Source organism: Thioclava sp. NG1 (genome assembly GCF_003122275.1).
GTDB classification, from domain to species: domain Bacteria; phylum Pseudomonadota; class Alphaproteobacteria; order Rhodobacterales; family Rhodobacteraceae; genus Thioclava; species Thioclava nitratireducens.
On sequence record NZ_QFBB01000012.1, the window covers coordinates 17,924 to 42,746 of the forward strand.

General features: G+C 63.2%; 24 protein-coding genes. 8 read left to right on the forward strand and 16 right to left on the reverse strand.

The window, feature by feature from the left end; all coding sequences use genetic code 11:
- Nucleotides 1-39 precede the first annotated feature (39 nt).
- The 10 genes from DEM26_RS17880 to DEM26_RS17925 form a co-directional block, all read right to left on the reverse strand.
- Nucleotides 40-402, reverse strand: coding sequence for a hypothetical protein (locus tag DEM26_RS17880; protein ID WP_088734488.1), 363 nt, complete (start codon nucleotides 400-402; stop codon nucleotides 40-42).
- Nucleotides 402-788: a response regulator gene (locus DEM26_RS17885; RefSeq protein WP_075776487.1), complete on the reverse strand. Its 387-nt coding sequence runs from the start codon at nucleotides 786-788 to the stop codon at nucleotides 402-404. Before DEM26_RS17885 ends, DEM26_RS17880 begins: the two co-directional genes overlap by 1 nt.
- A 4-nt stretch (nucleotides 789-792) precedes the next feature.
- Nucleotides 793-1,650, reverse strand: coding sequence for a CheR family methyltransferase (locus DEM26_RS17890; protein WP_109172995.1), 858 nt, complete (start codon nucleotides 1,648-1,650; stop codon nucleotides 793-795).
- Nucleotides 1,647-2,117, reverse strand: a complete 471-nt coding sequence (locus DEM26_RS17895) for a chemotaxis protein CheW (RefSeq protein WP_075776486.1) — start codon at nucleotides 2,115-2,117, stop codon at nucleotides 1,647-1,649. Before DEM26_RS17895 ends, DEM26_RS17890 begins: the two co-directional genes overlap by 4 nt.
- 3 nt (nucleotides 2,118-2,120) lie before the next feature.
- A complete protein-coding gene (locus DEM26_RS17900) occupies nucleotides 2,121-4,358 on the reverse strand; it encodes a chemotaxis protein CheA (protein ID WP_109172996.1) in 2,238 nt (745 codons plus the stop codon).
- Nucleotides 4,359-4,368: 10 nt separating this feature from the next.
- The gene (locus DEM26_RS17905) at nucleotides 4,369-4,734 is read right to left on the reverse strand and encodes a response regulator (protein WP_075776484.1); all 366 of its coding nucleotides are present in this window, start codon (nucleotides 4,732-4,734) and stop codon (nucleotides 4,369-4,371) included.
- Nucleotides 4,731-5,015 (reverse strand): STAS domain-containing protein, encoded by a 285-nt coding sequence (locus DEM26_RS17910; protein ID WP_109172997.1) that lies wholly within the window; start codon nucleotides 5,013-5,015, stop codon nucleotides 4,731-4,733. Before DEM26_RS17910 ends, DEM26_RS17905 begins: the two co-directional genes overlap by 4 nt.
- 113 nt (nucleotides 5,016-5,128) lie before the next feature.
- The gene (locus DEM26_RS17915) at nucleotides 5,129-6,085 is read right to left on the reverse strand and encodes a glucokinase (protein ID WP_075776482.1); all 957 of its coding nucleotides are present in this window, start codon (nucleotides 6,083-6,085) and stop codon (nucleotides 5,129-5,131) included.
- Entirely contained in the window at nucleotides 6,082-7,410 is a 1,329-nt protein-coding gene (locus tag DEM26_RS17920) for a GH1 family beta-glucosidase (protein WP_109173078.1), read from the reverse strand. The genes DEM26_RS17915 and DEM26_RS17920 overlap by 4 nt, the downstream gene beginning before the upstream one ends.
- A gap of 46 nt (nucleotides 7,411-7,456) precedes the next feature.
- Nucleotides 7,457-8,488 (reverse strand): LacI family DNA-binding transcriptional regulator, encoded by a 1,032-nt coding sequence (locus DEM26_RS17925; RefSeq protein ID WP_075776480.1) that lies wholly within the window; start codon nucleotides 8,486-8,488, stop codon nucleotides 7,457-7,459.
- A gap of 268 nt (nucleotides 8,489-8,756) precedes the next feature.
- Here DEM26_RS17925 and DEM26_RS17930 point away from each other — a divergent pair, with 268 nt between their 5' ends.
- From DEM26_RS17930 to DEM26_RS17955, 6 genes are all read left to right on the forward strand, one after another.
- Complete coding sequence (locus DEM26_RS17930; protein ID WP_088718646.1) at nucleotides 8,757-10,121, forward strand: ABC transporter substrate-binding protein; 1,365 nt, start codon at nucleotides 8,757-8,759, stop codon at nucleotides 10,119-10,121.
- A 73-nt stretch (nucleotides 10,122-10,194) separates the two neighbouring features.
- Nucleotides 10,195-11,172 (forward strand): carbohydrate ABC transporter permease, encoded by a 978-nt coding sequence (locus tag DEM26_RS17935; protein ID WP_075776478.1) that lies wholly within the window; start codon nucleotides 10,195-10,197, stop codon nucleotides 11,170-11,172.
- Nucleotides 11,172-12,329 (forward strand): carbohydrate ABC transporter permease, encoded by a 1,158-nt coding sequence (locus tag DEM26_RS17940; RefSeq protein WP_075776477.1) that lies wholly within the window; start codon nucleotides 11,172-11,174, stop codon nucleotides 12,327-12,329. The genes DEM26_RS17935 and DEM26_RS17940 overlap by 1 nt, the downstream gene beginning before the upstream one ends.
- On the forward strand, nucleotides 12,329-13,969 hold the full coding sequence (locus DEM26_RS17945; protein WP_075776476.1) for an alpha-glucosidase: 1,641 nt from the start codon (nucleotides 12,329-12,331) through the stop codon (nucleotides 13,967-13,969). The genes DEM26_RS17940 and DEM26_RS17945 overlap by 1 nt, the downstream gene beginning before the upstream one ends.
- 10 nt (nucleotides 13,970-13,979) lie before the next feature.
- Nucleotides 13,980-15,065, forward strand: a complete 1,086-nt coding sequence (locus DEM26_RS17950) for an ABC transporter ATP-binding protein (RefSeq protein ID WP_088722750.1) — start codon at nucleotides 13,980-13,982, stop codon at nucleotides 15,063-15,065.
- 71 nt (nucleotides 15,066-15,136) lie between these two features.
- A complete protein-coding gene (locus tag DEM26_RS17955) occupies nucleotides 15,137-16,693 on the forward strand; it encodes a trimethylamine methyltransferase family protein (RefSeq protein ID WP_075776474.1) in 1,557 nt (518 codons plus the stop codon).
- A 4-nt stretch (nucleotides 16,694-16,697) separates the two neighbouring features.
- Here DEM26_RS17955 and DEM26_RS17960 read toward each other — a convergent pair whose 3' ends face one another.
- From DEM26_RS17960 to DEM26_RS20250, 6 genes are all read right to left on the reverse strand, one after another.
- Entirely contained in the window at nucleotides 16,698-16,973 is a 276-nt protein-coding gene (locus tag DEM26_RS17960; protein ID WP_109172998.1) for a putative quinol monooxygenase, read from the reverse strand.
- A gap of 134 nt (nucleotides 16,974-17,107) precedes the next feature.
- Nucleotides 17,108-18,670: a glutamine-hydrolyzing GMP synthase gene (gene guaA, locus DEM26_RS17965; RefSeq protein WP_109172999.1), complete on the reverse strand. Its 1,563-nt coding sequence runs from the start codon at nucleotides 18,668-18,670 to the stop codon at nucleotides 17,108-17,110.
- A gap of 93 nt (nucleotides 18,671-18,763) precedes the next feature.
- Nucleotides 18,764-20,086, reverse strand: coding sequence for an HlyC/CorC family transporter (locus tag DEM26_RS17970; RefSeq protein ID WP_075776471.1), 1,323 nt, complete (start codon nucleotides 20,084-20,086; stop codon nucleotides 18,764-18,766).
- 33 nt (nucleotides 20,087-20,119) lie between these two features.
- A complete protein-coding gene (locus tag DEM26_RS17975) occupies nucleotides 20,120-21,097 on the reverse strand; it encodes a site-specific tyrosine recombinase XerD (RefSeq protein ID WP_088718642.1) in 978 nt (325 codons plus the stop codon).
- Entirely contained in the window at nucleotides 21,094-22,698 is a 1,605-nt protein-coding gene (locus DEM26_RS17980) for a hypothetical protein (RefSeq protein WP_109173000.1), read from the reverse strand. The genes DEM26_RS17975 and DEM26_RS17980 overlap by 4 nt, the downstream gene beginning before the upstream one ends.
- Nucleotides 22,688-22,912 carry a hypothetical protein gene (locus DEM26_RS20250; protein ID WP_075776469.1) on the reverse strand — a complete coding sequence of 75 codons (225 nt, stop codon included), beginning with the start codon at nucleotides 22,910-22,912 and terminating at the stop codon, nucleotides 22,688-22,690. The genes DEM26_RS17980 and DEM26_RS20250 overlap by 11 nt, the downstream gene beginning before the upstream one ends.
- A gap of 289 nt (nucleotides 22,913-23,201) precedes the next feature.
- On the opposite strand from DEM26_RS20250, the gene DEM26_RS20730 reads away from it, so the two are divergent.
- Nucleotides 23,202-23,717 carry a shikimate kinase gene (locus tag DEM26_RS20730; RefSeq protein ID WP_233243200.1) on the forward strand — a complete coding sequence of 172 codons (516 nt, stop codon included), beginning with the start codon at nucleotides 23,202-23,204 and terminating at the stop codon, nucleotides 23,715-23,717.
- Nucleotides 23,710-24,816, forward strand: coding sequence for a 3-dehydroquinate synthase (aroB, locus tag DEM26_RS17990; protein WP_088726569.1), 1,107 nt, complete (start codon nucleotides 23,710-23,712; stop codon nucleotides 24,814-24,816). Before DEM26_RS20730 ends, aroB begins: the two co-directional genes overlap by 8 nt.
- The last annotated feature ends 7 nt before the right edge of the window (nucleotides 24,817-24,823 follow it).

Consider the following 24,823-nt stretch of genomic DNA (forward strand, 5'->3'; position numbering starts at 1 on the left):
TTAATCGAGTCTCAAATTGTATTCGGAAGCTCAGCTACTTCAAAACCAACTGACGTCACCGTCAGTGGCGCGTTTTTGAAACTCGGCAAAATGCTCGGGATCGAGAGCTGCTGCAAGGTCTTGAAGCCGAAGTGAGGCAAAAACCGTGTCTGCGTCGCAGGCGAGGTCGGGCGATATCTGCTCAGAGAGCTTGTTGACGAAAGCCCCGAGGTCTTCAAGAGATTGACTTATGAAATCAATGCTTTGAATCTCACGAACGATATGCGGCGAGAGATCGCCGTCAATCCCGCTTGCTGAAAGCGTTTTCTGGAGTGAAACCGACAAGCGAGCGAGCGTTTCCAATTCTCGCCCGACGCGTGCGGTGATGTCTCTGACTGGGAGTTGGCGGGCGTATTGCCGCATTACAAACGTCCCACGACAGCTTCGATACACGCTTTCAGTTCGGGCGGGGTGAATGGTTTCTTGATGAAGTTGTTCATCCCAAGACGTCGGCCAGTCTCGATGATTTCGCGATCGGCTCGTCCGGTGATCAGGATAAATCCTAGCCCCTTCGTGCGTGCGTTCTTTCGCATTGCCTGAAGGAACTGCAAGCCGTCCATTCCGGGCATGTTGTAGTCAGAGATCACAAGATGAACGGGCTTGGCTTCGAGGCTCTGAAGTGCGCTTTGACCGTCGGTCGCGTATCCGACCTGTCGAATACCCATCGCGTCGAGCGCTTGCATAATGAGACCTCGACTCGTCGACATGTCGTCGACCACGAGGATACGCAATTGGTCTCTCAATGCCATGAAGTCAGATCCTGCTGGTTCGATTAGTCAGTTGATAGGTCGTGACGCCTGCGGTTCGGAGATTCGAGTGTTTCCCGTCCGTTACCCGTTCAGAATGGCCAACAAAGAGGTATCCCCCTGGTGTCAGCTGTTCTTCGAACCGCTCCCAGAGTAGGGCCTGCGCTGCCGGCGCGAAGTAGATGACGACGTTGCGACAAAAGATCACGTCGAATTTTCCGCGCATTGGCCAGCGGTCGTGGAGATTGAGTTCACGGAACTGCACAAGACCGCGAAGATTCGGATCAACTTGATAATCTTCGCCTTCCTGTCGAAAATATTTTTTGCGCAGTTTCTCAGGCACCGCCTCAAGCGCAGCTGCGGGATAGCTCCCCTTCGCGCCCTGTTCGATCATGAGAGGATCGATGTCGGTTGCAAGAATACGCAGGTTCAGGGTCGCGAAATCGGGAGCGAGCTCGGCGATTGTCATGGCGATCGAGTAGGCTTCTTGACCGTTCGAGGATCCCGCTGACCACAGACGAACGCGGCCTCCGCGGCGGGCTTCTTCCAGGAGGGGGGGGAGCACTACTTGGCGCAGTGTCTCGAAGTGGTGGTTCTCACGGAAGAAATGGGTGACATTCGTCGTGAGAGCCGAAACCATGCGACGGCATTCGTCTCGCCCCCCCTCGGAGCTCACGAGCGCAATATAGTCCTTGTAGGTTGCGAGCCCCAAGGCCCTGAGCCGTTTAGCAAGACGGCTTTGGACCATCGAGGTTTTGCCGGGCGCGAGCACAATGCCCGTCGTGTCGGAAAGGAGCTGTGCGATCGCGCTAAACTCCGCCTCTGTTGGCGCGACTTGCCCCAATGTGGACTGCGGAGCGTTCATGCGGCCTCGATCGCCTCTTGCGGGAGTACGGACGTGAGGTCGAGGATCCGGATCATTCGGCCTTCGACGATCGTGAGCGCCGAAATGTAGCGTTGCGAGATGTCGGCGTTGAGATCGGGCGGAGGTTGCATCTCCGACCGGGGGAGGGCGAGGATGTCGGAGACCGCGTCGACGAGGAGTCCTGCAGTTTGCCCGCCGACCTGAACGACGATTATCACGTTGCGAGCATCGCCTGCGACCGGTTCCATTCCCAGGCGAACGGAAAGATCTACAACGGGCAGAACCGTGCCACGCAAGTTGATCACGCCGCGTACGAAGGTGGGCGCGTGGGGCAGTGGGGTGGCGCGGGTCCAACCGCGGATCTCGCGGACCGACATGATGTCGACGCTGTATTCCTCTTCGCCCAGACGGAAGGAGAGGAGCTCGACTTCGGCGGCTTCAGATTTGGACGAAATGTCTTCGGTCATGGCTTATCCTGCGAGTGAGAGATCGATGGCGCGGGTGTTGCCCGAGGCGGTTTGCACGAGATCGGCAGGGTCGAGAATGAGCGCGATCTGACCATCGCCGAGGATTGTCGCCGCAGCGACGCCCGGAATGTGACCGTAGGACTGCTGGAGGCCTTTGATCACCACCTGCCGTTGCTCGAGTATTGAATCGACGACAAGTGCGGATCGGGCGCCGTCTTCCTGCGCTGTGAGCAGGACGACATCTCCGCTATAGGAGTTCTTCGGGTCTCGGTATCCGAGTTCCGCGCCGAGATCGAAAAGGGGCACGAAGGCACCGCGCAGGTGGATCACATTGGTCGATGGCCCGAGTGCGCGGATGTCTTCACTCGTTAGCGTGGCCGTTTCAAGGATCGACGAGAGAGGTACGACGAGGGTTTCTCCGGCCACATTGACGACCATGCCGTCGAGCACGGCGAGTGTCAGCGGCAGGGAAATCGAAAAGCAGCTGCCTTTGCCGGGGGCGGAGGTGATCGAGATTCGACCGCCGAGGGATTGAATCGAGCTTTTGACGACGTCCATGCCGACTCCCCGACCTGAAAGCGCCGAAACCTGATCGGCGGTGGAGAAGCCGGGTAGGAAGAGCAGGTTGTCGATTTCGCTGTCCGAGAGTTGGGCATCGGCGGCGATCAGGCCTTTTTCGACGGCTTTGCCGAAGACTTTCTTGCGGTTGATGCCGCCGCCGTCATCGCTGACTTCTATGACGACCCGGCCGGAGCGATGGTGGGCCGAGAGGGTGACGATGCCTTCGCGTGGTTTGCCTGCGGCCACGCGCGTGTCCGGGGCTTCGAGACCATGATCGACGGCGTTGCGGATCATGTGGGTGAGTGGATCGGCGAGGCGTTCGATGACGGTCTTGTCGACCTCGGTGGTCTCCCCTTCGGTCTTGAGGCGGACATCCTTTCCGATTGCCGAGGAGGCCTCGCGAACGATCCTGGCCATTCGCTGGAACAGCGGTTTGACCGGCTGGGCGCGGATCATCATTACGCTGTCCTGGATGTCGCGAGTGAGCATCATGAAAGCTTCGAGCCCAGTATTTACGGCTGAGTTGGGCGGAAGCCCGGCTTCGGCGACGGATTGGGCGAGCATCGCTTGGTTGATCACCAATTCGCCGACAAGGTTCACCAGACGATCGATACGCTCGATGTCGACGCGCACTGTGGCACCGTGTTCGGCGGCCGGCGCGGGGGTGGCGGCGGCTGCGGGCTGCGCAGCGGTTGGCTTCGCAGTCTCAGATTGATGCCCGGTGGGGGACGGATCGGCCTTGCGCGAGGGGGCTGCGGGCGCGGCCTCGGCTCCCTCTTCCGCTCGGGGAGGGGCGGCGTTTTCCGAACTCTGCGCCTCCGATTCAAGATCTTGGCCGTCGTCTTCCTCTTCGTGGGCGTATTCGCGCAGTTCGCTATCGATGGCGGGGAGCCCCGCGGGGGGCACTTCGGGTGTTTCTAGTGTCGGGGAGATATCGAGCTGACAGACATCTTCGACGAATTCGAAGACCTCGCGAATTTCGTCTTCTCCGATATCCCCGGTGATCTGTACCGACCAGCCGAGATTGTTCTCCTCGGCGTCGAGCGCGTCGAGCGACGGGACCGCAGTCGTGTCGGTCACGACGGAGATATCTGCAATATCGGAAAGGGCTCGCAGGAGTTGGAGCGGTTCGTTGCCAGAGGCGTAGAGAGCGGTATCCGGGCGGAACTCCAGGTTGAAGCCCGACGGAGGTGCCTCCACCGGCGCGAAATCGAAGTCGAGATCGAGCGCAAGACCCATCGGTTGGAAATCTGAAACCTCATCGTCTTCCGCTTCCGCCACGCGCTCTGCCCCGCTCTCGCCCAAAAGCGCTTCGAGAGACTGCAGGCAGGCCTCGGCGGTTGCGGGTTCAGGTGAGCCTTCGCGGGCAGCATGGATCTCGTCGGTGAGCAAATCGGCCGCCTGAAAGAATAGTTTCACCGCTTCGGGCGTGAGGGCGAGCCTTCCGGAGCGCAGTTCGTCCAGCACGGTTTCGAAGCGATGGGCGAAAGCGACCAGCGCATCGAGGCCGAAGGCGCCGGCGCCGCCCTTGATCGAATGGACCGCCCGAAAGACGACGTTGATCGTTTCGCCATCGTCGGCCCCTTCGTCGAGGTCGGAGAGCGCGTCTTGCAGGCTTTCGAGCAGCTCTTCGCATTCGATGAAGAAGGACGCTTTGATTTCTGCCATCGGGTCGGACATGTCGTGCTCCTTATCCGGCAACCATGTTGAGCGCCTTGACCAGCTTGGTCGGGTCGAAAGGCTTCACGATCCAGCCGGTCGCCCCGGCGGCGCGGGCGCGGGCTTTCAGTTCTGCCGCGGATTCGGTGGTGAGGACGAGGATCGGGGTGGCGCGGTGGCGTTCCTGGCCGCGCACAGCCTCGATGAAGCCGAACCCGTCTAGGCGCGGCATGTTGATGTCGGAGATGATCGCGTCAGGCTCCAGCCCGTCGAGAACCTCCAGCCCGTGCACGCCGTCTTCGGCGAGATAAAGCTCCATCCCGGCGTGTTCGAGGGTGAGTTTGAGCATGTCGCGAATGGTGCGGCTGTCGTCGACCGCGAGGACTTTCAGGGTCATACGGCCTCCGCATCCGGCTGATGTTGCAGATCGGCGCGCGAGAGGCCGAACCGGGCGAGCGCGCTGTCGAATGCCTCGGAGCTCGACGTGATCTCGAGGCGGTGGCCCGCGCTTCGTGCGGTTTTCGCCGCGGACACCAGCAGCTGTAGCCCAAGCGCCCCGAGATGGGTCACGTTGGAGGCATCTAGCGCGACGTCCTGCGTCGCCACGCATGTCAGCGACTCATGCAGCGAGCGCACGGTCGCAAGATCGATCCGGTCGGGCAGGGTAAGCGCAGTCATGGCGCCACCGGAAAGTCACGAAGGCAGGGCGTACGCATCGGCAACCTCTTTCAAACACATCCGTGAAAGAGGTCTAAGCCCAAGCCGTTAAAATAGGCTTGACGGAACCGCGCCTATCGCGACATCCGCGAAGAAAGATAGGAGGCGCAGCCCTGCAGCGCTGCGTAATCGTCTTCGATCACATAGACCGGGAAGGCGCGCAGGAACTCCGAGAAGCGGCCCTTGGCCTGCATCGCTTCGGCGAAGCCGAATTCCTCGAGCCACGGCACGACGCCGCGCGCCGCGCCACCGATCAGGTAGATGCCGCCGAAGGGCAGGTGGGTCAGCGCCAGATCACCCACGACACGGCCCAGCATCTGAACGAACAATTGCCCCGCCGCGACGGCTTTCTCCTCGCCACGGGTGATCGCTTCGAGGATTTCCTGCCCGGACGTGGTCGCGTCTTCCTCTCCCCGGAGATAGGCGTAGAGACGTTCCAGACCGCGGCCCGACACGACATGCTCGACACTGGCGAAATCATGTTTCGCATCGAGATAGGTCTTGAGCGCGAAATCGGCCTCGGTCTCGATCGGCAAGGTGGTGTGTCCGGCCTCGGAAGGGGGGACGACGCGGCCGCCGGGGCCCTCGTGCACGGGAGCCGCGTTGAAGCCGGTGCCTATGCCGACCACCAGCCGCGCGGAGCCTTCCTTCGCGGGCAACCCGGGCAGGATCGGACGCACGGCATCCTCGGCGAGACTTCCCAGCGCATGACCCTGCGCCTGCAGATCGTTGAGCACGAAGACCTGATCCGTCCCGGTCAGGCGCGCGATATTGTCGGCACGGATTATCCAGGCGAGATTGGTCATCTCGGCTACGTCGTCGCGCACCGGGCCGGCGGCGGCCACGCAGGCACCCGCAATGGGACCGCAATCCTCGTCGCGGATATATTCAGCGAGAATCTCCTCCAGCGCACCGCGGCCCAGATTGGGATAACGACGGATCGTTGAATGGATCAGCTTGCCGTCGCGGGCCATCGCGACCCGGGTATTGGTGCCGCCGATATCGGCCAGCAGGGTGATTTGATCGCTCATCCGCGGCTCCCCAATGCGTCTTTCCACGCCAGATAGGACGCTTTCGGGGTGCGCTGCAAGCTGTCGAAGTCCACGTGGACGAGCCCGAAGCGTTTCTCGTAGCCCAAGGCCCATTCGTAATTGTCCATCAGTGACCAGCCGATATAGCCCTTCACGGGGGTGCCCCCGGCGATCGCGCGCTGCACGGCGGCGAGGTGCTCGCTGTAATAGGCGATGCGATGCGGGTCCTCGACCTTGCCATCCTCGACCACGTCGGGCGCGGCCATGCCGTTCTCGGTCACGTAGAGCGGCAGGTCACCGGTATATTCGCGCGAGAGACGGGTCAGGAACTGATAGAGCCCCTCGGGATAGATCTCCCAGCCCATCGCGGTTTTCGGCAGCGGGCCGTCGACCTCGTGATGCGCGGGCCACGGGCCCTCGGTGGGCGCGATGCGCTTGCAGGTGTAGTAATTGAGCCCCAGCCAGTCGAGCTTCTCGCCGATCAGAGCGAAATCGTCTTCCCAGTTATGCGGCATGTGCGGCGCGAAGGCTTCCATCACCTGCTCGGGGTAACGGCCCTTGAAGATGCCCTCAACGAAGAAGCGGTTGTAATAGGCATCATAGAGATCTGCAGCGGCGGCGGCCTCGGGGCTGTCATCGGCGGGGATCGGGTATTCCAGATTGCATACCGCGCCGAGGTTCTTCATCCCGTGCGCGCGCATCACACGCGTCGACTTGCCATGGGCGAGCAGAACGTGATGCATCGCATGCGCCGTCGCGCGAATGTCGCGCAGGCCCGGCGCGTGATGGCCGAGGAAGTGGCTCAGCCAACTGACGCACCAAGGCTCGTTGATCGGGGCGGCGGACCAGATCCGGTCGCCCAGACGATCCGCGATGACCTGCGTGAAGTCGGCGAACCAGGAGGCGATATCGCGGTTGCGCCAACCACCCTTGTCGGCGAGCGGCGCGGGCAGCTCCCAGTGATAGAGCGTGAGCGCCGGTTTCAGCCCGCGCTCCAGCATCCCGTCGACCAGCCGGTCGTAGAAATCCAGACCCTCGCGATTCACCGGGCCGCGCCCTTCGGGCATCACGCGCGCCCAGGAGGTCGAGAAGCGGTAGATGTCGAATCCTGCATTGGCGATCAGGTCGAGGTCTTCTTCCCAGCGGTGGTAGTGATCGCAGGCCACGGCGCCATTCTCGGCGCGCACGACATTGCCCGGTGTGGCGGCGAATGTGTCCCAGTGGGTCGGGCCTGCGCCACCGAAGGAATGGCCCTCGATCTGGTAGGAGGAGGTGGCAACGCCGAACTGGAAATCGGCAGGAAAATCAGAGCGTTTCGGAAGCATCTTCATCCTGTGTGTAAAATTGGTTTCAATTCGGGCGCGGCGCGCCTCATTGTGCGGGGACGGGTCCGGTGGACTGGCCGAGAACCAGAACCGCCTCCATCAGTTCGTGGCGCGGTCTGCGGTCGCCGCTCTCGATCTGCTCGATCAGCAGCGCCGCGCAGCGTCGTCCCGCCTCGCGCACCGACGAGCGCGTCGCGGTGAAGATCGGCTCTTCCGCCGTGCCGTTTCTCAGGTAGCCCAGCTCGTCGTCATGGGTCACGATTGAGACATCGCGCCCCATCACCAGCCCGGCCTCTTCGATGCCGCGTCGCGCCCCCATCGCTGAGAGCAGCGAGGCGGTCAGGAAGGCGGTCGGCGGGTCGGGCCATTGCAACATCTCGCGCGCCGCATCATGGCCCTGTGCCTCGGTCATCTCGCCCTCGACGATCAGGTCGGGATCGACCGGAAGGCCGCGCGCCCGGAGCGCCGCCTCGTAGCCGCGTCGACGCCTGCAGGCGAAATCCATCTCTTTGATGCCGTTGATCAGCGCGATCCGCCGATGACCCAGATCGAGCAGGAAATTCGTGGCCCGCTCGAAGGCGCGCTTGTTGTTCACGTCGACCCAGCTGAAGGCGGAATCCGATCCGCTGACCCGCCCGTGCAGAACGTAAGGCAGTCCCAGCGCGTCGAGCATCTCGATCCGGTGATCCCCGACTTTCGGCGCGTGGATCAGCACGCCGTCGACATTGCCTTTCGAGCGCAGTTCGGCATAGGCGCGGGCCTCGGAATCGTCGGGCACGATCGTCATGACCATGTCGTAGCCCCGCTGCGCATAGACTTCACCCGCGCCAGCGATGAAATCGGCGAAGACCGGGTTCACGATCTCGTGCCGATCCGAGATCGGGATGATGTGACCGATCGCCATCGTCCGTCCCGTCGCAAGCCGTTTCGCCTGCGTATTGGGGTGGTAGTTCGCGGCCTCGGCAGCTTCGCGCACGCGGCGGCGCGTGGCTTCCGAAACTTCCGGATAGCCATTGAGCGCGCGGCTCACCGTGGTGGGGGACAGCCCCAGTTCCTGTGCCAAGGTCTTGAGATTCATATCGGGTTCTAAAAGCCAAACCGCTTTGGATTGGAGGCGAGACTAGGCTTAGCCTCGCATGCCGTCAATGCTGCGCGCGCGGCGTTCCTCCTGCTGCGCCGCGGCGTGTAGCTGCGCGCAACCAACGACGATATAGAGTATATTTGAACACGACGAGAGCGCGTTTTGTTGACATCGCTGCGAGGCTCTGAAACGGTCGCAGACGTCCAAAGCGCTTTGGGTAGGGCGAGTCGCCAAGCCGAAAAGCGCGACACACCGGGAGGATTTCATGACCAAACATCTGATGCTTGGGATCGCGGCGCTGGCGCTGTCGGCCGGGCTCGCTAACGCGCAGGATCTCAAATTCGCGCCGGGCAGCGACGGCGACAAGTTCGACTGGCAAAGCTATGACCAATTCAAGAGCGACACCGATCTGAGCGGCGAGACGCTGACGATCACCGGCCCGTGGACCGGCAATGACAAGGCGCTCTTTGAGAGCGTTCTGGCTTATTTCGAAGCCGCGACCGGGGCCAAGGTGAACTACTCGGGGTCGGAGAGCTTCGAGCAGGATATCGTGATCGCCGCCAAGGCCGGCACGCCCCCGAATATCGCGGTGTTCCCGCAGCCGGGTCTCGCATCGGACATGGCCCGCCAGGGATACCTGACGCCGATGCCCGACGGGACGGGCGACTGGATCAAGAACAATTACGCCGCCGGAAAATCCTGGGAGGATCTGTCCACCTACAAGAACAAGGATGGCGAGGCGCAGACCTTCACCTTCCCGTTCAAGGCGGACCTGAAATCGCTCGTCTGGTACGTGCCGGAGAACTTCAAGGAAGCGGGCTACAAGGTGCCTGAGACCATGGAGGATCTGAAGGCGCTGACCGAGCAGATCAAGGCCGATGGCGGCACGCCGTGGTGTATCGGTCTGGGTTCGGGGGCGGCGACCGGCTGGCCCGCGACCGACTGGGTCGAGGATATCATGCTGCGCACGCAGTCGCCCGAGACCTATGACGATTGGGTCACCAACAAGCTGAAGTTCAACGATCCCAAGGTCGTCGAGGCGATCAAGGATTACGGTTGGTTCGCCAAGACCCCCGGTTTCGCCGAAGGCGGCGAGCAGGCGGTGGCCACCACCGACTTCCGCGACAGCCCGAAGGGTCTCTTCGACTTCCCGCCGAAATGCTACATGCACAAGCAGGCGAGCTTCATCCCGACCTTCTTCCCCGAAGGGACCAAAGTCGGTCAGGACGTGAACTTCTTCTACTTCCCGGCCTATGCAGACAAGGATCTGGGTAAACCGGTTCTCGGCGCGGGCACGATGTTCGGCATCACCAAGGACTCCAAGGCTGCCGAGGCCTTCATCAAGTTCCTCGAGACGCCGATCGCCTCGGAAATCTGGATGGCGCAATCGGGCTTCCTGACGCCGAACAAGAACGTCAATCCGGCGGCCTTCGCCAATGACGTGCAGCGTCACATGAACTCGATCCTGCTGGACGCCACGACCTTCCGCTTCGACGGGTCGGACCAGATGCCGGGCGAGATCGGTACCGATGCGTTCTGGAAGGCGATGGTCGCCTACACGACCGGTGACGAGACCGCGCAAGAGGCCGCCGACGCGGTCCAGAAGCGCTGGGACAGCATCCAGAAGTAACCAACGCCTGCGCCCCCGGAGCGTTTTTCCGGGGGCGTTTGCATCTTCACACGCCGGTTCGGGGAGGGACCTGATGTCACCGATCTTGCAGGGGCTGATAACGATCGCGCTCGGGGTGGGCGGTTGTGTGGCCTATTTCTACGCCGCCAACATCGTCCTCGACCGAGTCATCTTCCCGCCGAAAGGCGCCGATCCGGGGCGCAACATCAACCGCGCGAACATGGTCCGCCCCTGGCTGTTCCTGTTCCCGGCGATCTTCGCGCTCGGTCTGTATCTCGCCTATCCGGTGGTGGGCTCGTTCTGGCGCTCGCTGTTCAACCGCGATGGCGGGACCTTCATCGGCCTTGGCAATTACGAGCGGCTCGCGATGGATGCGAGCTTCCGTCAGGCCGTGTTCAACAACTTCCTCTGGGTGCTTGTCGTGCCTGCGCTCGCGACCTTCCTCGGTCTGCTGGCCGCGCAGCTCACCGACCGCATCAAGTGGGGTAACATCGCGAAATCGCTGATCTTCATGCCGATGGCGATCTCTTTCGTGGGTGCTTCGCTGATCTGGAAATTCGTCTATGCGGTGAACCCCGATATCGGGATGATCAACGCGATCCGCGTGGCCTTCCACATGCAGCCGCTCGACCCGTTGCAGGTGCCGTTCTGGAACAACTTCTTCCTGATGGTGATCCTGATCTGGATCCAGACCGGCTTCGCGATGGTGATCCTGTCGGCCGCGCTGCGCGGGATCCCCGAGGAGACGATCGAAGCCGCGGTGCTCGACGGGGCAAACCCGTTCCAGCTGTTCTTCAAGATCAAGGTGCCTCAGATCATGCCGACGATCGTCGTGGTCTGGACCACGATCACGATCCTCGTGCTCAAGGTCTTCGACATCGTCTACGCAACGACGGGCGGGAATTTCGGCACCCAGATCCTGCCCAGCTACATGATGCAATACATGTTCCGCGACGACGGGCGCGCGACGGCTGTGGCCTTCGTCATCATGATCATCGTGCTGCCGGTGATGATCTGGAACATCATTCAAGCCCGTAGGGAGACGCGCTGATGGCCGCTATCGCAGGACAGAAATCGCGCCTGACATGGGCGGTGCAACTCTCGGTCGTCTTCATGGTGGTGCTTTGGCTCGTGCCGACGGTGGGGCTCCTGGTCAGCTCCTTCCGGACGACGGACCAGATCAGTCAGTCGGGCTGGTGGGACGCGGCATTCTCGGTCGAGAAAGCCTTCCGCGACCGCATCCCGGCCGACGGTGAGAAACAGGTCGACGGGCTCTACGTGCTCGAGGGCGATCTGCTCAATAACGGGCAGAACGCGAATGACCTGAAACCGGGCACGACGATCACCGCCTTCGGCACCTCGGGCATCAAGCCGGGCGCCTACAAGGCGGGCGAGACGGTCGATACCGGCGATGGCGGCACGCTGAGCGTCGCCAAGGACGGCACCTACAAGGCCACGTCGAAGACGAGCTTCGAGGGCTCGGGCCCGCGGGTCTATTTCGTGGCCGAGATGCCGCCCGCCTTCACGCTGGCCAATTATCGCAACGTGCTGTTCTCCGACGGCATGGGGCAGGCCTTCATGAACACGCTGACGGTGACGATCCCGGCGACGATCATCCCGATCCTCGTCGCGGCTTTCGCGGCCTATGCGCTGGCCTGGATGGAGTTCCCGGGCCGCGGTCTGTTGATCGCGGCCGTCGTGGGCCTTCTGGTCGTGCCACTGCAGCTCGCGTTGGTGCCGCTTCTGCGGCTCCATCAGGAGATCGGCATCGGGCAAAGCTTCCTCGGGATATGGCTGGCCCATACCGGCTTCGGCTTGCCGCTCGCGATCTACCTGCTCAGGAATTACATGGTGGGTCTGCCGCGTGACATCATCGAGAGCGCGAAGGTCGACGGGGCGACAGATTTCCAGATCTTCATGAAAATCGTGCTGCCTTTGTCATTCCCGGCGCTCGCTTCTTTTGCAATCTTCCAGTTCCTCTGGGTCTGGAACGACCTACTTGTCGCGAAAGTCTTCCTTCCGGCCAATGACGCGTCGAAGGTGATGACCGTGAAGATCGCCGACGACCTTCTGGGGTCGCGCGGCGGCGATTGGGGTATTCTGGCGTCCGCCGCCTTCATCTCGATCGCCGTGCCGCTCCTGGTGTTCTTCGCAATGCAGAAATATCTCGTCCGCGGTCTGCTGGCGGGTTCGGTTAAAGGTGGTTGATGAAAACCCTTACAAAGAAAGAAGACTGGTGGCGCGGAGCAGTGATCTACCAGATCTATCCGCGCAGCTTTCAAGACAGCAATGGCGACGGCATCGGCGATCTTCTCGGGATCGTCAGACGCCTGCCGCATGTCGCGAGCCTCGGGGCGGACGCGGTCTGGATTTCGCCTTTCTTCACCTCTCCGATGAAGGATTTCGGCTATGACGTCAGCGATTACACCGATGTCGATCCGATGTTCGGCAGCCTTGCCGATTTCGACCAGGTGATCGCGACGGCCCATGCGCTGGGTCTGAAGGTGATGATCGATCTGGTGCTGAGCCATACCTCCGATCAGCACCCGTGGTTTCAGGAAAGCCGGTCGAGCCGGGATAACCCCAAGGCCGACTGGTATGTCTGGGCCGATCCCAAGCCCGATGGCACGCCGCCCAATAACTGGCTGTCGATTTTCGGCGGGCCGGGCTGGCATTGGGACAGCCGGCGCGAGCAGTATTACATGCACAACTTCCTCGTGGAGCAGCCCGATCTGAACTTCCACAATCCGGAAGTGACGCAGGAATTGCTCAACGTGGCGCAGTTCTGGCTGGAGCGCGGCGTCGATGGCTTCCGCCTCGACACGATCAATTTCTACATGCATGACGACGAGCTGCGCGATAACCCGCCGCTGCCGCCGGAAGAGCGTAACGATCAGACCGCGCCCAAGGTGAACCCCTATAATCACCAGCGCCACATCTACGACAAGAACAACCCCGAGAACCTGCGCTTCCTGCGCAAGCTCCGGACGCTGATGAACAATTACAACGCCGCAGCCGTCGGCGAAGTGGGCGACAGCCAGCGCGGGCTGGAGATCCTTGGCGAATACACCTCCGGCGCGGACAAGATGCAGATGTCCTACGCGTTCGAGCTTCTGTCGGGGCACGAGCCGCTCAAGGCGGAGTTCATCAAATCCGTGTTCGACAAGGTCGATGCGGTCGCCAAGGACGGCTGGGTCTGCTGGGCCTACTCGAACCACGACGTGGAGCGCCATATTTCTCGCTGGAACCTGACGCCCGCCTCGGCACGGCTCTATACGACGCTGATGATGTGCCTGCGCGGATCGCTCTGTCTCTATCAGGGCGAGGAACTTGGGCTGCACGAAGCGGAACTGTCCTTCGAAGATCTGCAAGACCCCTACGGCAAGGAGTTCTGGCCCGAGTTCAAAGGCCGCGACGGCTGCCGGACCCCGATGGTCTGGGAGCGCGACGCCGCCTATGCGGGCTTCTCGCAGGCGCGCCCGTGGCTTCCGGTGCCGACCACGCACCAGAATATCGCGACCGATGTGGCCGAGCACGACCCGGCCTCGCTACTGCACCATTACCGCCGCGCGATCGCGTTCCGTCGCAATCACGACGTGCTTCGGACCGGTGCGATGGAGGATATGTATTGCTCCGGCGACCTGCTGGTCTTCACGCGCAGGAACGAGGAGGAGACGATCCTGTGCTATTTCAACCTGTCCGATCATCCGGTGAACGCCACCGTTCCGCCGGGCAACTGGGTGACGGTCGGGGGCGAGCTGGGCTCGATCCGCCCGATGCCCGATCACACTTTGCATCTCGGCCCGTGGCAGCCGAGCATTCTGCGCCTCGACGAACACGGGGCTTGAGGGGGAGACAATGGCCGAACTCAAACTGGAAAACGTCGCGAAAAGCTATGGCGAGGTGTCGGTCCTCAAGGACATCAACCTCGACATCAAGGCCGGAGAGCTGATCGTCTTCGTGGGCCCCTCGGGCTGCGGGAAATCGACACTTCTGCGGATGATCGCGGGGCTGGAGAAGATCACGGGCGGGACGCTCGAGATCGACGGGGTACGGATGAACGACGTGCCGCCCTCGAACCGCGGCATCGCGATGGTCTTCCAGTCCTATGCGCTCTATCCGCACATGACGGTGCGCGACAACATGGCCTTCGCCCTGAAGATCGCGAAACAGTCGAAGGAAGAGATCAACGCCGCCGTCGAGAAGGCCGCGAAGATGCTGCAACTGACCGATTATCTCGACCGTTTGCCGAAGGCGCTCTCGGGTGGTCAGCGGCAGCGCGTAGCCATCGGGCGCGCCATCGTGCGCGACCCGAAGGTGTATCTCTTCGACGAGCCGCTCTCGAACCTCGATGCGGCGCTGCGCGTCGCGACCCGGATCGAGATCGCCCAGCTGAAAGAGGCGATGCCCGATCGCACGATGATTTACGTCACCCACGATCAGGTCGAGGCGATGACGCTCGCGACGCGGATCGTGGTTCTGGCCAACAAGGGGATCGCGCAGGTCGGCACGCCGCTGGAGCTATACGAGAAGCCGCAAAACGAGTTCGTCGCACAATTCATCGGCTCGCCTGCGATGAACCTGCTGTCGGGCGAGATCACCGAGACGGGTGAGATGACCACGGTGAAACTCGATGGTGGCGGCATCGCGCGATCCACCATCGCGACCCGTCCGGAAGACCTGTCGCGCCGGGTCAATATCGGCGTGCGCCCCGAGGATTTCGAGCCCGTCGAGGGCGAGGGGATCTACACCGGAAAGGTCGATATCGTCGAAGCTCTGGGCGAGGTGACGCTGCTTTACTTCGAGGCGGAGGGCAGTCATGAGCCGATCATCGCGAAACTGCCCGGCATCCATCACGACCGTCGCCACAGCGAGATTAAGCTCGGCGCGGATCCGTCCAAGGTACACCTCTTCGCGGACGGTCAGTCGCTTCTCTACCGCTGACGGACGCAAACAGGCCATCGCGTATCCCTCTGCCCGTTAGTTTGAGGTGAGATAAACGGGCGGAGGCAATCATGGCCGATTCGGATTTGGGTGAACGTGTAGGGCGTCGCGCGCGCGGTGGTGGCGGGGCGGCCCGTCGGGCCGAGCGCACGGCCGTGAAGGTGGAGTTCTCGCGCTTCATCACGCGCAATATTCCCGACATGGAAATCCTGAACGAGGAAGCCCTCGAGATCATCGAGCATAATGCGGAAACCGTGCTCGAAGAGATCGGCGTGAACTTCGTCGAAAACCCCGAAGCACTGGAGCGTTGGCGCGAGGCCGGCGCCTCGATCGAAGGCGAACGCGTGCGCATCCCGCGCGGTCTGGCCCGCAAGCTCTGCGCGACCGCGCCGTCGCAATTCACCCAGCACGCCCGCAACCCCGAGCGCAATGTCGAGATCGGCGGCCGCAACCTCGTGCTGGCCCCGGTCTATGGCCCTCCCTTCGTGCGCGACGCGCAAGGCGGTCGCCGCTACGCGACGATCGCGGATTTCCGGAACTTCGTGAAGCTCGGATACATGTCGAAATGGCTCCACCATTCCGGCGGCACCGTCTGTGAGCCGACCGATGTGGCGGTGAACAAACGTCACCTCGACATGCTCCACGCCCATATGACGCTGTCGGACAAGCCCTATATGGGCTCTGTTACCGAACCTTCGCGCGCCGAGGACAGCGTCGAGATGTCGAAGATCCTCTTCGGCGAGGAGTTCGTCGACAATAACCCGGTGATGACCTCGCTCATCAACATCAACTCGCCGTTGACCTTCGACAACACGATGATGGGCGCGCTGGAAATCTACGCCCGCAACAATCAGGCCTGCATCATCTCGCCCTTCATCGTGGGCGGCGCGATGGCGCCGGTCTCGGTCGCGGGCACGCTGACGCAGGTGCTGGCCGAGGTGCTGGCGGGCGTGGCCTATTCCCAGCTGATCCGTCCCGGCGCGCCGGTGATCTTCGGCGCGTTCGTGACCTCGATCGACATGAACTCGGGCGCACCCACGTTCGGCACGCCGGAAGCCTCGCTGATCACGCTTGGTGCGGGCCAACTCGCACGCCGTCTCAACCTTCCTTACCGCTCGGCTGGCGGCTTCACCGGCTCGAAACTGCCCGATGCGCAGGCCGCGTACGAGAGCGCCAACACGCTCAATAACGGCCTCTATGCGGGCGTGAACTTCATGCTCCATGCCTGCGGTTGGCTCGAAGGCGGGTTGGTGTCGTCCTATGAAAAATTCGTGATGGATGCCGATCAACTGGGCGTCCTCCATCGTCTGGCGCAGGGCGTCGACGCCTCGGAAAACGGGCAGGCGATGGACGCGATCCGCGAGGTTGGCCCGGGCGGTCACTATCTCGGCTGCGCCCATACGCAGGCCAATTTCAAGGACGCGTTCTGGCGCACGCAGCTGCTCGATTACCGTCCCTTCGAGACCTGGGAAGAGCAGGGCGCACCCGACACGATGGCGCTCGCGACGAAGCGGGTCGAGAAGATGCTCAGCGAGTATCAGCAGCCCGCCATGGATCCGAGCATCGCCGAGGCGTTGGCGGCTTATGTCGCACGAAAGAAGGCAGAAGTGCCCGACGCTTTCCTGTAACGGCTCAGTCTTCCTCGATCTGATAATCCCGCGCGATCCCCTGGGTCGCGCGGCCCCATTCCGAAGCCTGCACCCGCGCCTGATGCGCCTCGAACGCGTCCCGGTCGGTGAAGCGTTCCGAGACCGTGAAGACCAGCGGATCGGCTCCTTGCCTGACTTCGAACATCTCGCATCCCGGCTCGGCACGGGTGAGCGCGATGTGCTCGGGCAGATGGGCACGAACGATCCCGACCTCGGCAGCATCGGCGCAGATCAGGCGCCCGGTTAGTTTGACGACCATCTTTGTCTCCCCAAAAAGAAAAGGCCCGCGCCTTTCGGACGCGGGCATCAGCCCTCGGACGGGGGCCTCGGGCGTTCGCAGCTTAATTCCTTCCACTGGAAGGAATTTGCGGCCCCAGAGGGGGCCGCCGCGGCTCACTCCCACTCGATCGTGCCGGGGGGCTTCGAGGTGATGTCGTAGGTCACCCGGTTGATGCCTTTCACCTCGTTGATGATCCGCGTCGCGGTCTCTCCGAGGAATTCGTGGCTGAACGGGTAGTAATCCGCGGTCATGCCATCAACGCTCGTCACCGCGCGTAGGGCGCAGGCGTAATCATAGGTCCGCCCGTCGCCCATCACGCCGACGGTGCGCACCGGCAGGATCGCGACGAAAGCCTGCCAGATCTCGTCATAAAGCCCGTGCTTGCGGATCTGGTCGATATAGACCGCGTCGGCCTTGCGCAGGATTTCCAGCTTGTCGCGGGTGATCTCGCCGGGGCAGCGGATCGCGAGGCCGGGGCCGGGGAAGGGGTGGCGACCGATGAACGACGCCGGCAGACCCAGCTCGTGACCGAGCGCGCGAACCTCGTCCTTGAACAGCTCGCGCAGCGGCTCGACCAGTTTCAGGCCCATCTTCTCGGGCAGACCGCCGACGTTGTGGTGCGACTTGATCGTGACGGAAGGGCCGCCCGAGAAGCTCACCGATTCAATGACATCGGGATAGAGCGTGCCCTGCGCGAGGAATTCCGCGTTCTCGATCTCGCCCGCGTATTTCTGAAACACGTCGATGAAGAGGCGCCCGATCGTCTTGCGCTTCACTTCAGGGTCGGTGACGCCTTCCAACTCGCCGAGGAACAGCTCGCTCTCGTCGGCATGGATCAGCTTGATATTGTAATGGTCGCGGAACATCGTGACCACTTCTTCGGCCTCGTTATGCCGCAGCAGCCCGTGATCCACGAAGACGCAGGTCAGCTGATCGCCGATCGCCTCGTGGAGCAGGATCGCGGTGACCGAGCTGTCGACGCCGCCCGACAGGCCGCAGATCACATGGCTGTCGCCGACCTGCTCGCGGATCTGCTTGATCGCCTCGTCGCGATAGGCATCCATCGTCCAGTCGCCGGTGAAGCCCGCGTCGCGCACGAAGTTCTCATACAGCGTCTTGCCGTTGGGCGTGTGATGCACCTCCGGGTGGAACTGCACCGCATAGAACCGACGGCTCAGATCGGCGGTAATCGCGTAAGGTGCGCCCGGGGAAGTGCCATAGACCTCGAAGCCCGGCGCGATGCGGCTGACATGGTCGCCATGGCTCATCCAGACCTGCTCGCGGCCCGCGCCATCCATGAACCAGCCGGTGAGCAGATCGATCCGCGTCTCGGTCGGCGTCACATAGGCGCGCCCGAATTCGGCGGAGCCGTGCTTGGCCTCCACCAGGCCGCCCAGATCCTGCATCATCACCTGCTGGCCGTAGCAGATGCCGAGGATCGGCACCCCAAGCTCATAGGCCGATTTCGGCGGCCGCGGAGAGCCCTCTCGCGTGACCGAATCCGGCCCGCCCGAGAAGATGATCGCTTTCGGGGCGAACTTTTTCAGGAAGGCGTCGGTGACGTTCTGATAGGGATGGATTTCGCAATAAACATTCAGCTCGCGAAGCCGCCGCGCAATCAGCTGCGTGACTTGAGAACCGAAGTCGATGATGAGGAGGCGCTGATGGTCTGTCATGCCGATGGCATTAGGACGCGTTTTCGCGCTTGGCAAGAGGGCAGCTTGCGCAACGGTTGTTTATCGCGCGTGTTGCTTCTTCGACATCGCCGCTCAGCTCTCCGGATAGCCTCCCGGGATCAGTGGCCGGATCTTCAGCCGGGTGATCCGGTTGTCCTTGCGGCCCGCGACCTCGAAGCGGAAGCCGTGGAAGGAAAAGACCTGACCCTCGGTCGGGATGGTCTGCGCCTCGTGGATCACCAGACCGGCGACGGTGTTGGCCTCGTCATCGGGCAGCGTCCAGTCGGTCTCGCGGTTCAGGTCGCGGATCGTCATCGCGCCGTCGACGATGTAATCGCCGTTCTCGGTCGGTTTCAGGCGTTTCTCGGACTTGGGATCGAACTCGTCGGTGATCTCGCCGACGATTTCCTCGAGGATGTCCTCCAGCGTCAGCAGACCGCGCAGATCGCCATATTCGTCCACCACCAGCGCGAAATGGGTGCGACGTTTCAGGAACTCCTGCATCTGTTCGTCGAGGGGCGTCGTCTCGGGGACGAAATAGGGCTTCATCATCACTTTGGAGATGTCGAGATCGGCCACGCTCTCCAGCGTCCCGTCGCCCCCGCGCACGACTTTCTCGACCGCGCGCAGCAGGTCTTTCGAGTGGATCACGCCCACCACGTTCTCGCGCTCGCCGCGATAGAGCGGCAGCCGGGTATGAGGTGAAGACAGCACCGCCGTGAGGATCGCATCGGGGTCTTCCTCGATGTCGATCATCTCGATCTGGCTCCGGTGGAGCATGATCTCTTCGACCGTGCGATTGCCAAGGTCGAGCGCGCCCAGCAAGCGGTCGCGATCTTCCTTGTCCACCGTGCCCTCGGATTGCCCCAGCGCCAGCGCGCCCGCGATTTCCTCGTGGATCGAGAACATATGGGTGTTCTTGTCGGTCCGCATCCCGAATGCATAGAGGATGCCGCGCACGATCATCCGCACGATGGCGACGATCGGGGCGAGGACGAGGGTCACGACGCGGATCGGGCCCGCGACTTTCGAGGCGACTTTCTCCGGCAGGGTGATTGCGTAGGTCTTGGGCAGGACTTCCGAGAAGACCAGCACCAGCACCGTCATCACCAGCGTCGCAAGCGCCACGCCCGATTGCCCGAAGACCCGCGTAAGCAGCGCGGTCGCCAGCGAGGCCGAGAGGATGTTGACCACGTTGTTGCCCAGCAGGATCGCGCCGATCAGACGCTCGCTATCCTCGGTGACCTCCAGCGCGGTCTGCGCGCCACTTTCGCCCTTGTCGGCCTGCGCGCGCAGCTTCGCGCGGCTGGCCGCGGTCAGTGCGGTTTCCGAGCCCGAGAAGAAGGCCGAGAGCGCCAGCAGCAGAATGATCGAACCGGCGGTGAGCCAGAAGGCAAAATCGAGAGTGTTTTCCATGGTGTCAGGTTATGGGGCGCGGGCAGGACGCATTCAAGCGGTGCCGTCACTTTTGCCGCGCGGTTTCGCCAGCGGGTGATGGGTCAGCACCAGCTCCTTGAGCCGTTCGTCGAGCACATGGGTGTAGATCTCCGTGGTCGACAGGTCCGCGTGCCCCAGAAGCATCTGAATCGCCCGCAGATCGGCACCGCCTTGCAGAAGATGGGTAGCGAAGGCGTGGCGCAAGACGTGGGGCGTGACCTTGGCGGGGCTCACCCCGGCCTTGACCGCGATATCCTTCAAGAGCTTGTGAAAGCCCTGTCGCGTGAGGTGACCTTCCTTGCCGCCCGACGGGAAAAGGTAGCGCGAGGGCGGCGCGCGGTGTTCGATGCGCGCCTGTTCCTCGGCCTCGTCGCGTGCGCTAAGCCAGTCGGCAAGCGCCTCGCGAGCGGGGGGCGAGAGCGGCACCATCCTCTCCTTGTCGCCCTTGCCGCGCACGAGTAGCATCCGGGGGTCGCCGCGCGCGGAGGAAACGGGCAGGGAGACCAGCTCGGACACCCGCATCCCGGTCGCGTAGAGCAGTTCCATCAGGCAGCGATTGCGGATCTGGTCCTTTTGCGAGCGGCCCTGATCGCGGGCAGCCTCCAGCAGAGCCTCCACCTCCTCGAGGCTCAGCGTCTTGGGCAGGCGCTGCGCGCGCCCGGGGCCGGAGATGCGGATCGCCGGATTGTCCGCGCGCCAGCCTTCCTCATAGGCGAAGCGGTAAAGCTGCCGGATCGCGGAGAGTCTGCGCGCGCGGGTCGATTTCGCCAGACCCTCTGCCTCGCAGCGGATCAGGTAGGTCTCGATATCGGCGCGGGTGAGGCTGGCGTAGCTAAGCCCTTTTGCCTGAAGAAACCCCGCGAAGTCATTGAGATCACGCCCGTAACTCAGGATCGTGTTGCGCGCTGCGCCCGCTTCGGCGGCCTGAGCGTCGAGGAAGATCGGCAGCCATTGCGGATCGGGCGGCGCGTCTGAACCGGGGCCGGTCACGGGGTGTCTCCGAGTACGATCATCTCGATCGCGGCGCGCCGGGCGACGGTTTCCAGCCCGGCGAGCCGTAGTAGGCTCAGACCCTCCCGAAGCCGCGGGTAATCGCCTTTCGATCCCTCGCTTACATCGCCGATCGCTTCGATCAGGGCGAGGCCCAGCTGGTCGGGCAGCAAGCTCTCGTAGCGAGCAGGCGGCGCAGCGGGGGACGCATCGAAGACGGATTTAAGCACCTGATCGCGGGCCCCGGTCGCAGGCGCGGTTCCGGTATCGCCCGCAGCGAGCGCCTTGAGCAGCTTGGCCCGCGGTGACTGCGGCGCCGATTTCAGGGCGTTCTCTTCGTAATTCGGGGTGAGCAGGCTCAGCTCATAGGCGATGCGCCCGGCGCGGCCCGGCAGGTCCATGCCCGCGAGCCGGTCGCCGAACAGGGTGCCCAGCACCGGGACCAGGTCTTCCGGGGCCATCGCATCATAGGCGGCGGGCAGGGCGGTCGCGATCGCATCGGCTTTGCCGCTCTCCAACGCATCATCCAGCGCGCTCACCGCCGACACGCGATCCCAGAGCGCGCCAGACGCGGCTGCCTTGCGCTCGGTATAGAGCCCCAGCAACTGGTTCGGGTCGAGCACACCCGCGCGGGCCAGCCGCTCGGCGGCCTCCAATTGCGACTTCCAGCCGTTATTCTCGGTCAGATCCGCCTGTGCGAAGGCCAGCGGCAGCGTCGCAGTAGGCAGCGGCTGACCGATCGCCTCCATCATCTTGAAAGCCAAGGGCGTGACGTGATCGGGCGGCGGCGCATCGCCGGCCTCCTCGGCCAGCGCCGGATCGAGGAATTGCTCCAGCAGCGACTGGTCCTCTGCCGGGATCTGCCCCAGCGCACTGCCGGTGCCATAGGTCAGCTCGGCCGTGTCCCATTGCCCGTTGCGCGCCAGACAGAACACCCGCGCCGCGTAGGATGGTGCAATGCCGGGAGTGCGCTCGATGATCTTGCAGGCGCGGTTTTCCTGCCCGAGAAGCAGCGCCACGTCGAAGCTGCGGCGGAAAATCTCGGGGCTCGCCGTGCCTGCCTGTCCCAGAAGGGCATTCGCCTGTTCCAGCGCACCCATGTCCAACAGCCGGTCGATCCGGGCGAGGAAGAGCTGGTTGCGTTGCGCCGGCGTCTCGATCTGGGGCGGATTCAGTTCCGCCAGCAGAAGCGTCAGGCTCAAGCCCTGCAGCGCGGGCAGCTGATCGAGCGGCATTGCCCGCAGCGCCTGCGCCAGTTCCGGCTCGGGCGTCTTGCCCCAGAGATCGCGCGGCAATCCGGTGCGATCCGAGGTCAGAAGCCCTAGGCTGTCGGCGGAGGGCGCATCGAGCGAGAGCACCGCGATATCCTCGATCCCGCCCGCGCCGGTGACCGGAGCTTGCGAAGAGGTCGGGCCGCCGCGCGGCGTGGTGGCCAGCGAATGTGAAAGCCAGTCGATTGCGGACATCGGGCGGCCGGTCGTCGCGGAGGCATCCACCGGCGTCGTCGATTGCGCGGCGGCCGGATCCGCCACGAGACCGCCAAGCGCGAAACCGCTCAGCCAGATCAGGCCGAGGATCGCCGGACGGCGATCAGTTGCCACTCGCAGTATCTCCGTCGGTCCCGGCATCGGTACCCGTCTTGGTGCTCGCATCGGAACTACCCGCGCCCGCCGCGGCACCCGTGCCGTCGGGCAGGGTGACCTCGATACGCTGTTCCTGGCTGTCGGGGCTCATGTCGCCCAAGTAAGCAAAGCCGATCACGCCGATCGCGCCAAGCACCAGAAGGATGACGATAAGCTTGAAGATGCGCCCCATAATCTCTCTTTTCTGCCGTCTGTCGCGGCCCGTCCCAGATCGTGTCTCTCGGCGGGCGGGCCGTTCTTGGTTGCGGTTTCGCGTTGATCATATATGGCATTTCAGGGAAGTTCACGCCATTCAAGGGGTCCTGCGTCACGATTGTGCAAGGCTCCGCCGATGGCAAGCCTTGTCCGCCCCGCCGGGATTGACAGGGCAGGAATACCGCAGGCGAGGCGAGGCAGGGGGCGCAGTGGAAGGCGAAACCGGGAAAGTGGGCCATCTGACGCGCTCCGTCGTGCTCGTGGGCATGATGGGGTCTGGAAAGACCGCCGTTGGTACCGCGCTGTCCAAGATGCTCGATTCGCCGTTTCTCGACAGCGACCACGAAATCGAACGCGCCGCCCAGATGACCGTGGCCGAAATTTTCGCCCGCGATGGCGAGCCGTTCTTCCGCGCCCGCGAATCGGAAGTGCTGGAGCGGCTGCTGATGGGGCCGCCCGGCGTCATCTCCACCGGAGGCGGGGCTTTCCTGTCGGAAAAGAACCGCGAGTTGATCAACCGGCTGGGCGTGTCGGTCTGGCTGAAGGCGGATCTGGAGATCCTGTGGAATCGCGTGCGCCACAAGAACACGCGGCCCCTGCTGCGCACAGCCGACCCGAAACGGACGCTGAGCGACCTGCTCACGGCGCGCCTTCCGCATTACGAGAAGGCCCAAATCGTGGTGGAGGCCGAACCGGGCCTCTCGGTGCTGGGGATGGCGCGCAAGGTGGTGAGCCATCTGCGCGAGGTGGATGGATTGATCGAAGAGGTGAAAGATGCGTGAGATCGTGCCGGTCGAGCTGGGCGAGCGTTCCTACGAGGTGCGCATCGGCACCGGGCTCTTGGAAAACGCAGGCACCGAGATCGCACCGTTGCTGCGCCGTCCGCGCGTGGCCGTCGTCGCCGATCAGACGGTGGCCGATCTGCATCTCGCAACCCTGCGCCGCGGTCTTGGCGATATCGAGATGGTCTCGCTGACCCTGCCGCCGGGCGAGGGTACGAAGAGCTGGCCGCAATTCACCCGCACCGTCGAATGGCTGCTGGAGCAGAAGGTCGAGCGCAAGGATATCGTCATCGCTTTGGGCGGCGGCGTGATCGGCGATCTGGTGGGGTTTGCGGCCGCCGTGCTGCGCCGGGGCGTGCGCTTCGTGCAAATCCCGACTTCGCTTCTTGCGCAGGTCGACAGTTCCGTGGGCGGCAAGACCGGGATCAACGCGCCGCAGGGCAAGAACCTGATCGGCGCCTTCCATCAGCCCTCGCTGGTGCTGGCCGATCTCGACGTGCTCGGCACGCTCGAGCCGCGCGATTTCCTCGCGGGCTATGGCGAGGTGGTGAAATACGGCCTTCTGGGCGATGCGGATTTCTTCGACTGGCTCGAGGCCAACGCCCCCGCGATGGGGCAAGGCGACATGGAAAAGCGCCTGCATGCTGTGAAACGCTCGGTCGAGATGAAGGCCGAGATCGTGGCGCGCGACGAGACGGAGGAGGGCGATCGCGCACTCCTCAACCTTGGCCACACGTTCTGCCACGCGCTGGAGGCCGCGACAGGCTATTCCGACCGCCTCCTGCATGGCGAGGGCGTGGCGATCGGCTGCGCCATGGCGTTCGAGCTCAGCCAGCGCCTCGGCCTGTGTTCGCAAGAGGCCCCGAGCCGCGTGCGTGCGCATCTGCGCGACATGGGGATGAAGACCGATCTGGCCGATATCGAAGGCGATTTGCCGGGGCGCGACGCGCTGATCGACCTGATGGCGCAGGACAAGAAAGTGCTCGATGGCAAACTGCGCTTCATTCTCGCGCGCGGCATCGGGGAGGCTTTCGTGACGTCGGATGTGCCGCGCGATGTGCTGGCAGGCGTGCTCGACGACGCGCTCGCCGCGCGGTAAGCCGATT

Excerpts from the sequence above, each read along its gene's own strand:
- DEM26_RS17880 (WP_088734488.1), bottom strand. The coding sequence starts at position 402 with ATGCGGCAATACGCCCGCCAACTCCCAGTCAGAGACATCACCGCACGC.
- DEM26_RS17885 (WP_075776487.1), bottom strand. The coding sequence starts at position 788 with ATGGCATTGAGAGACCAATTGCGTATCCTCGTGGTCGACGACATGTCG.
- DEM26_RS17890 (WP_109172995.1), bottom strand. The coding sequence starts at position 1,650 with ATGAACGCTCCGCAGTCCACATTGGGGCAAGTCGCGCCAACAGAGGCG.
- DEM26_RS17895 (WP_075776486.1), bottom strand. The coding sequence starts at position 2,117 with ATGACCGAAGACATTTCGTCCAAATCTGAAGCCGCCGAAGTCGAGCTC.
- DEM26_RS17900 (WP_109172996.1), bottom strand. The coding sequence starts at position 4,358 with ATGTCCGACCCGATGGCAGAAATCAAAGCGTCCTTCTTCATCGAATGC.
- DEM26_RS17905 (WP_075776484.1), bottom strand. The coding sequence starts at position 4,734 with ATGACCCTGAAAGTCCTCGCGGTCGACGACAGCCGCACCATTCGCGAC.
- DEM26_RS17910 (WP_109172997.1), bottom strand. The coding sequence starts at position 5,015 with ATGACTGCGCTTACCCTGCCCGACCGGATCGATCTTGCGACCGTGCGC.
- DEM26_RS17915 (WP_075776482.1), bottom strand. The coding sequence starts at position 6,085 with ATGAGCGATCAAATCACCCTGCTGGCCGATATCGGCGGCACCAATACC.
- DEM26_RS17920 (WP_109173078.1), bottom strand. The coding sequence starts at position 7,410 with ATGCTTCCGAAACGCTCTGATTTTCCTGCCGATTTCCAGTTCGGCGTT.
- DEM26_RS17925 (WP_075776480.1), bottom strand. The coding sequence starts at position 8,488 with ATGAATCTCAAGACCTTGGCACAGGAACTGGGGCTGTCCCCCACCACG.
- DEM26_RS17930 (WP_088718646.1), top strand. The coding sequence starts at position 8,757 with ATGACCAAACATCTGATGCTTGGGATCGCGGCGCTGGCGCTGTCGGCC.
- DEM26_RS17935 (WP_075776478.1), top strand. The coding sequence starts at position 10,195 with ATGTCACCGATCTTGCAGGGGCTGATAACGATCGCGCTCGGGGTGGGC.
- DEM26_RS17940 (WP_075776477.1), top strand. The coding sequence starts at position 11,172 with ATGGCCGCTATCGCAGGACAGAAATCGCGCCTGACATGGGCGGTGCAA.
- DEM26_RS17945 (WP_075776476.1), top strand. The coding sequence starts at position 12,329 with ATGAAAACCCTTACAAAGAAAGAAGACTGGTGGCGCGGAGCAGTGATC.
- DEM26_RS17950 (WP_088722750.1), top strand. The coding sequence starts at position 13,980 with ATGGCCGAACTCAAACTGGAAAACGTCGCGAAAAGCTATGGCGAGGTG.
- DEM26_RS17955 (WP_075776474.1), top strand. The coding sequence starts at position 15,137 with ATGGCCGATTCGGATTTGGGTGAACGTGTAGGGCGTCGCGCGCGCGGT.
- DEM26_RS17960 (WP_109172998.1), bottom strand. The coding sequence starts at position 16,973 with ATGGTCGTCAAACTAACCGGGCGCCTGATCTGCGCCGATGCTGCCGAG.
- guaA (WP_109172999.1), bottom strand. The coding sequence starts at position 18,670 with ATGACAGACCATCAGCGCCTCCTCATCATCGACTTCGGTTCTCAAGTC.
- DEM26_RS17970 (WP_075776471.1), bottom strand. The coding sequence starts at position 20,086 with ATGGAAAACACTCTCGATTTTGCCTTCTGGCTCACCGCCGGTTCGATC.
- DEM26_RS20250 (WP_075776469.1), bottom strand. The coding sequence starts at position 22,912 with ATGGGGCGCATCTTCAAGCTTATCGTCATCCTTCTGGTGCTTGGCGCG.
- DEM26_RS20730 (WP_233243200.1), top strand. The coding sequence starts at position 23,202 with ATGATGGGGTCTGGAAAGACCGCCGTTGGTACCGCGCTGTCCAAGATG.
- aroB (WP_088726569.1), top strand. The coding sequence starts at position 23,710 with ATGCGTGAGATCGTGCCGGTCGAGCTGGGCGAGCGTTCCTACGAGGTG.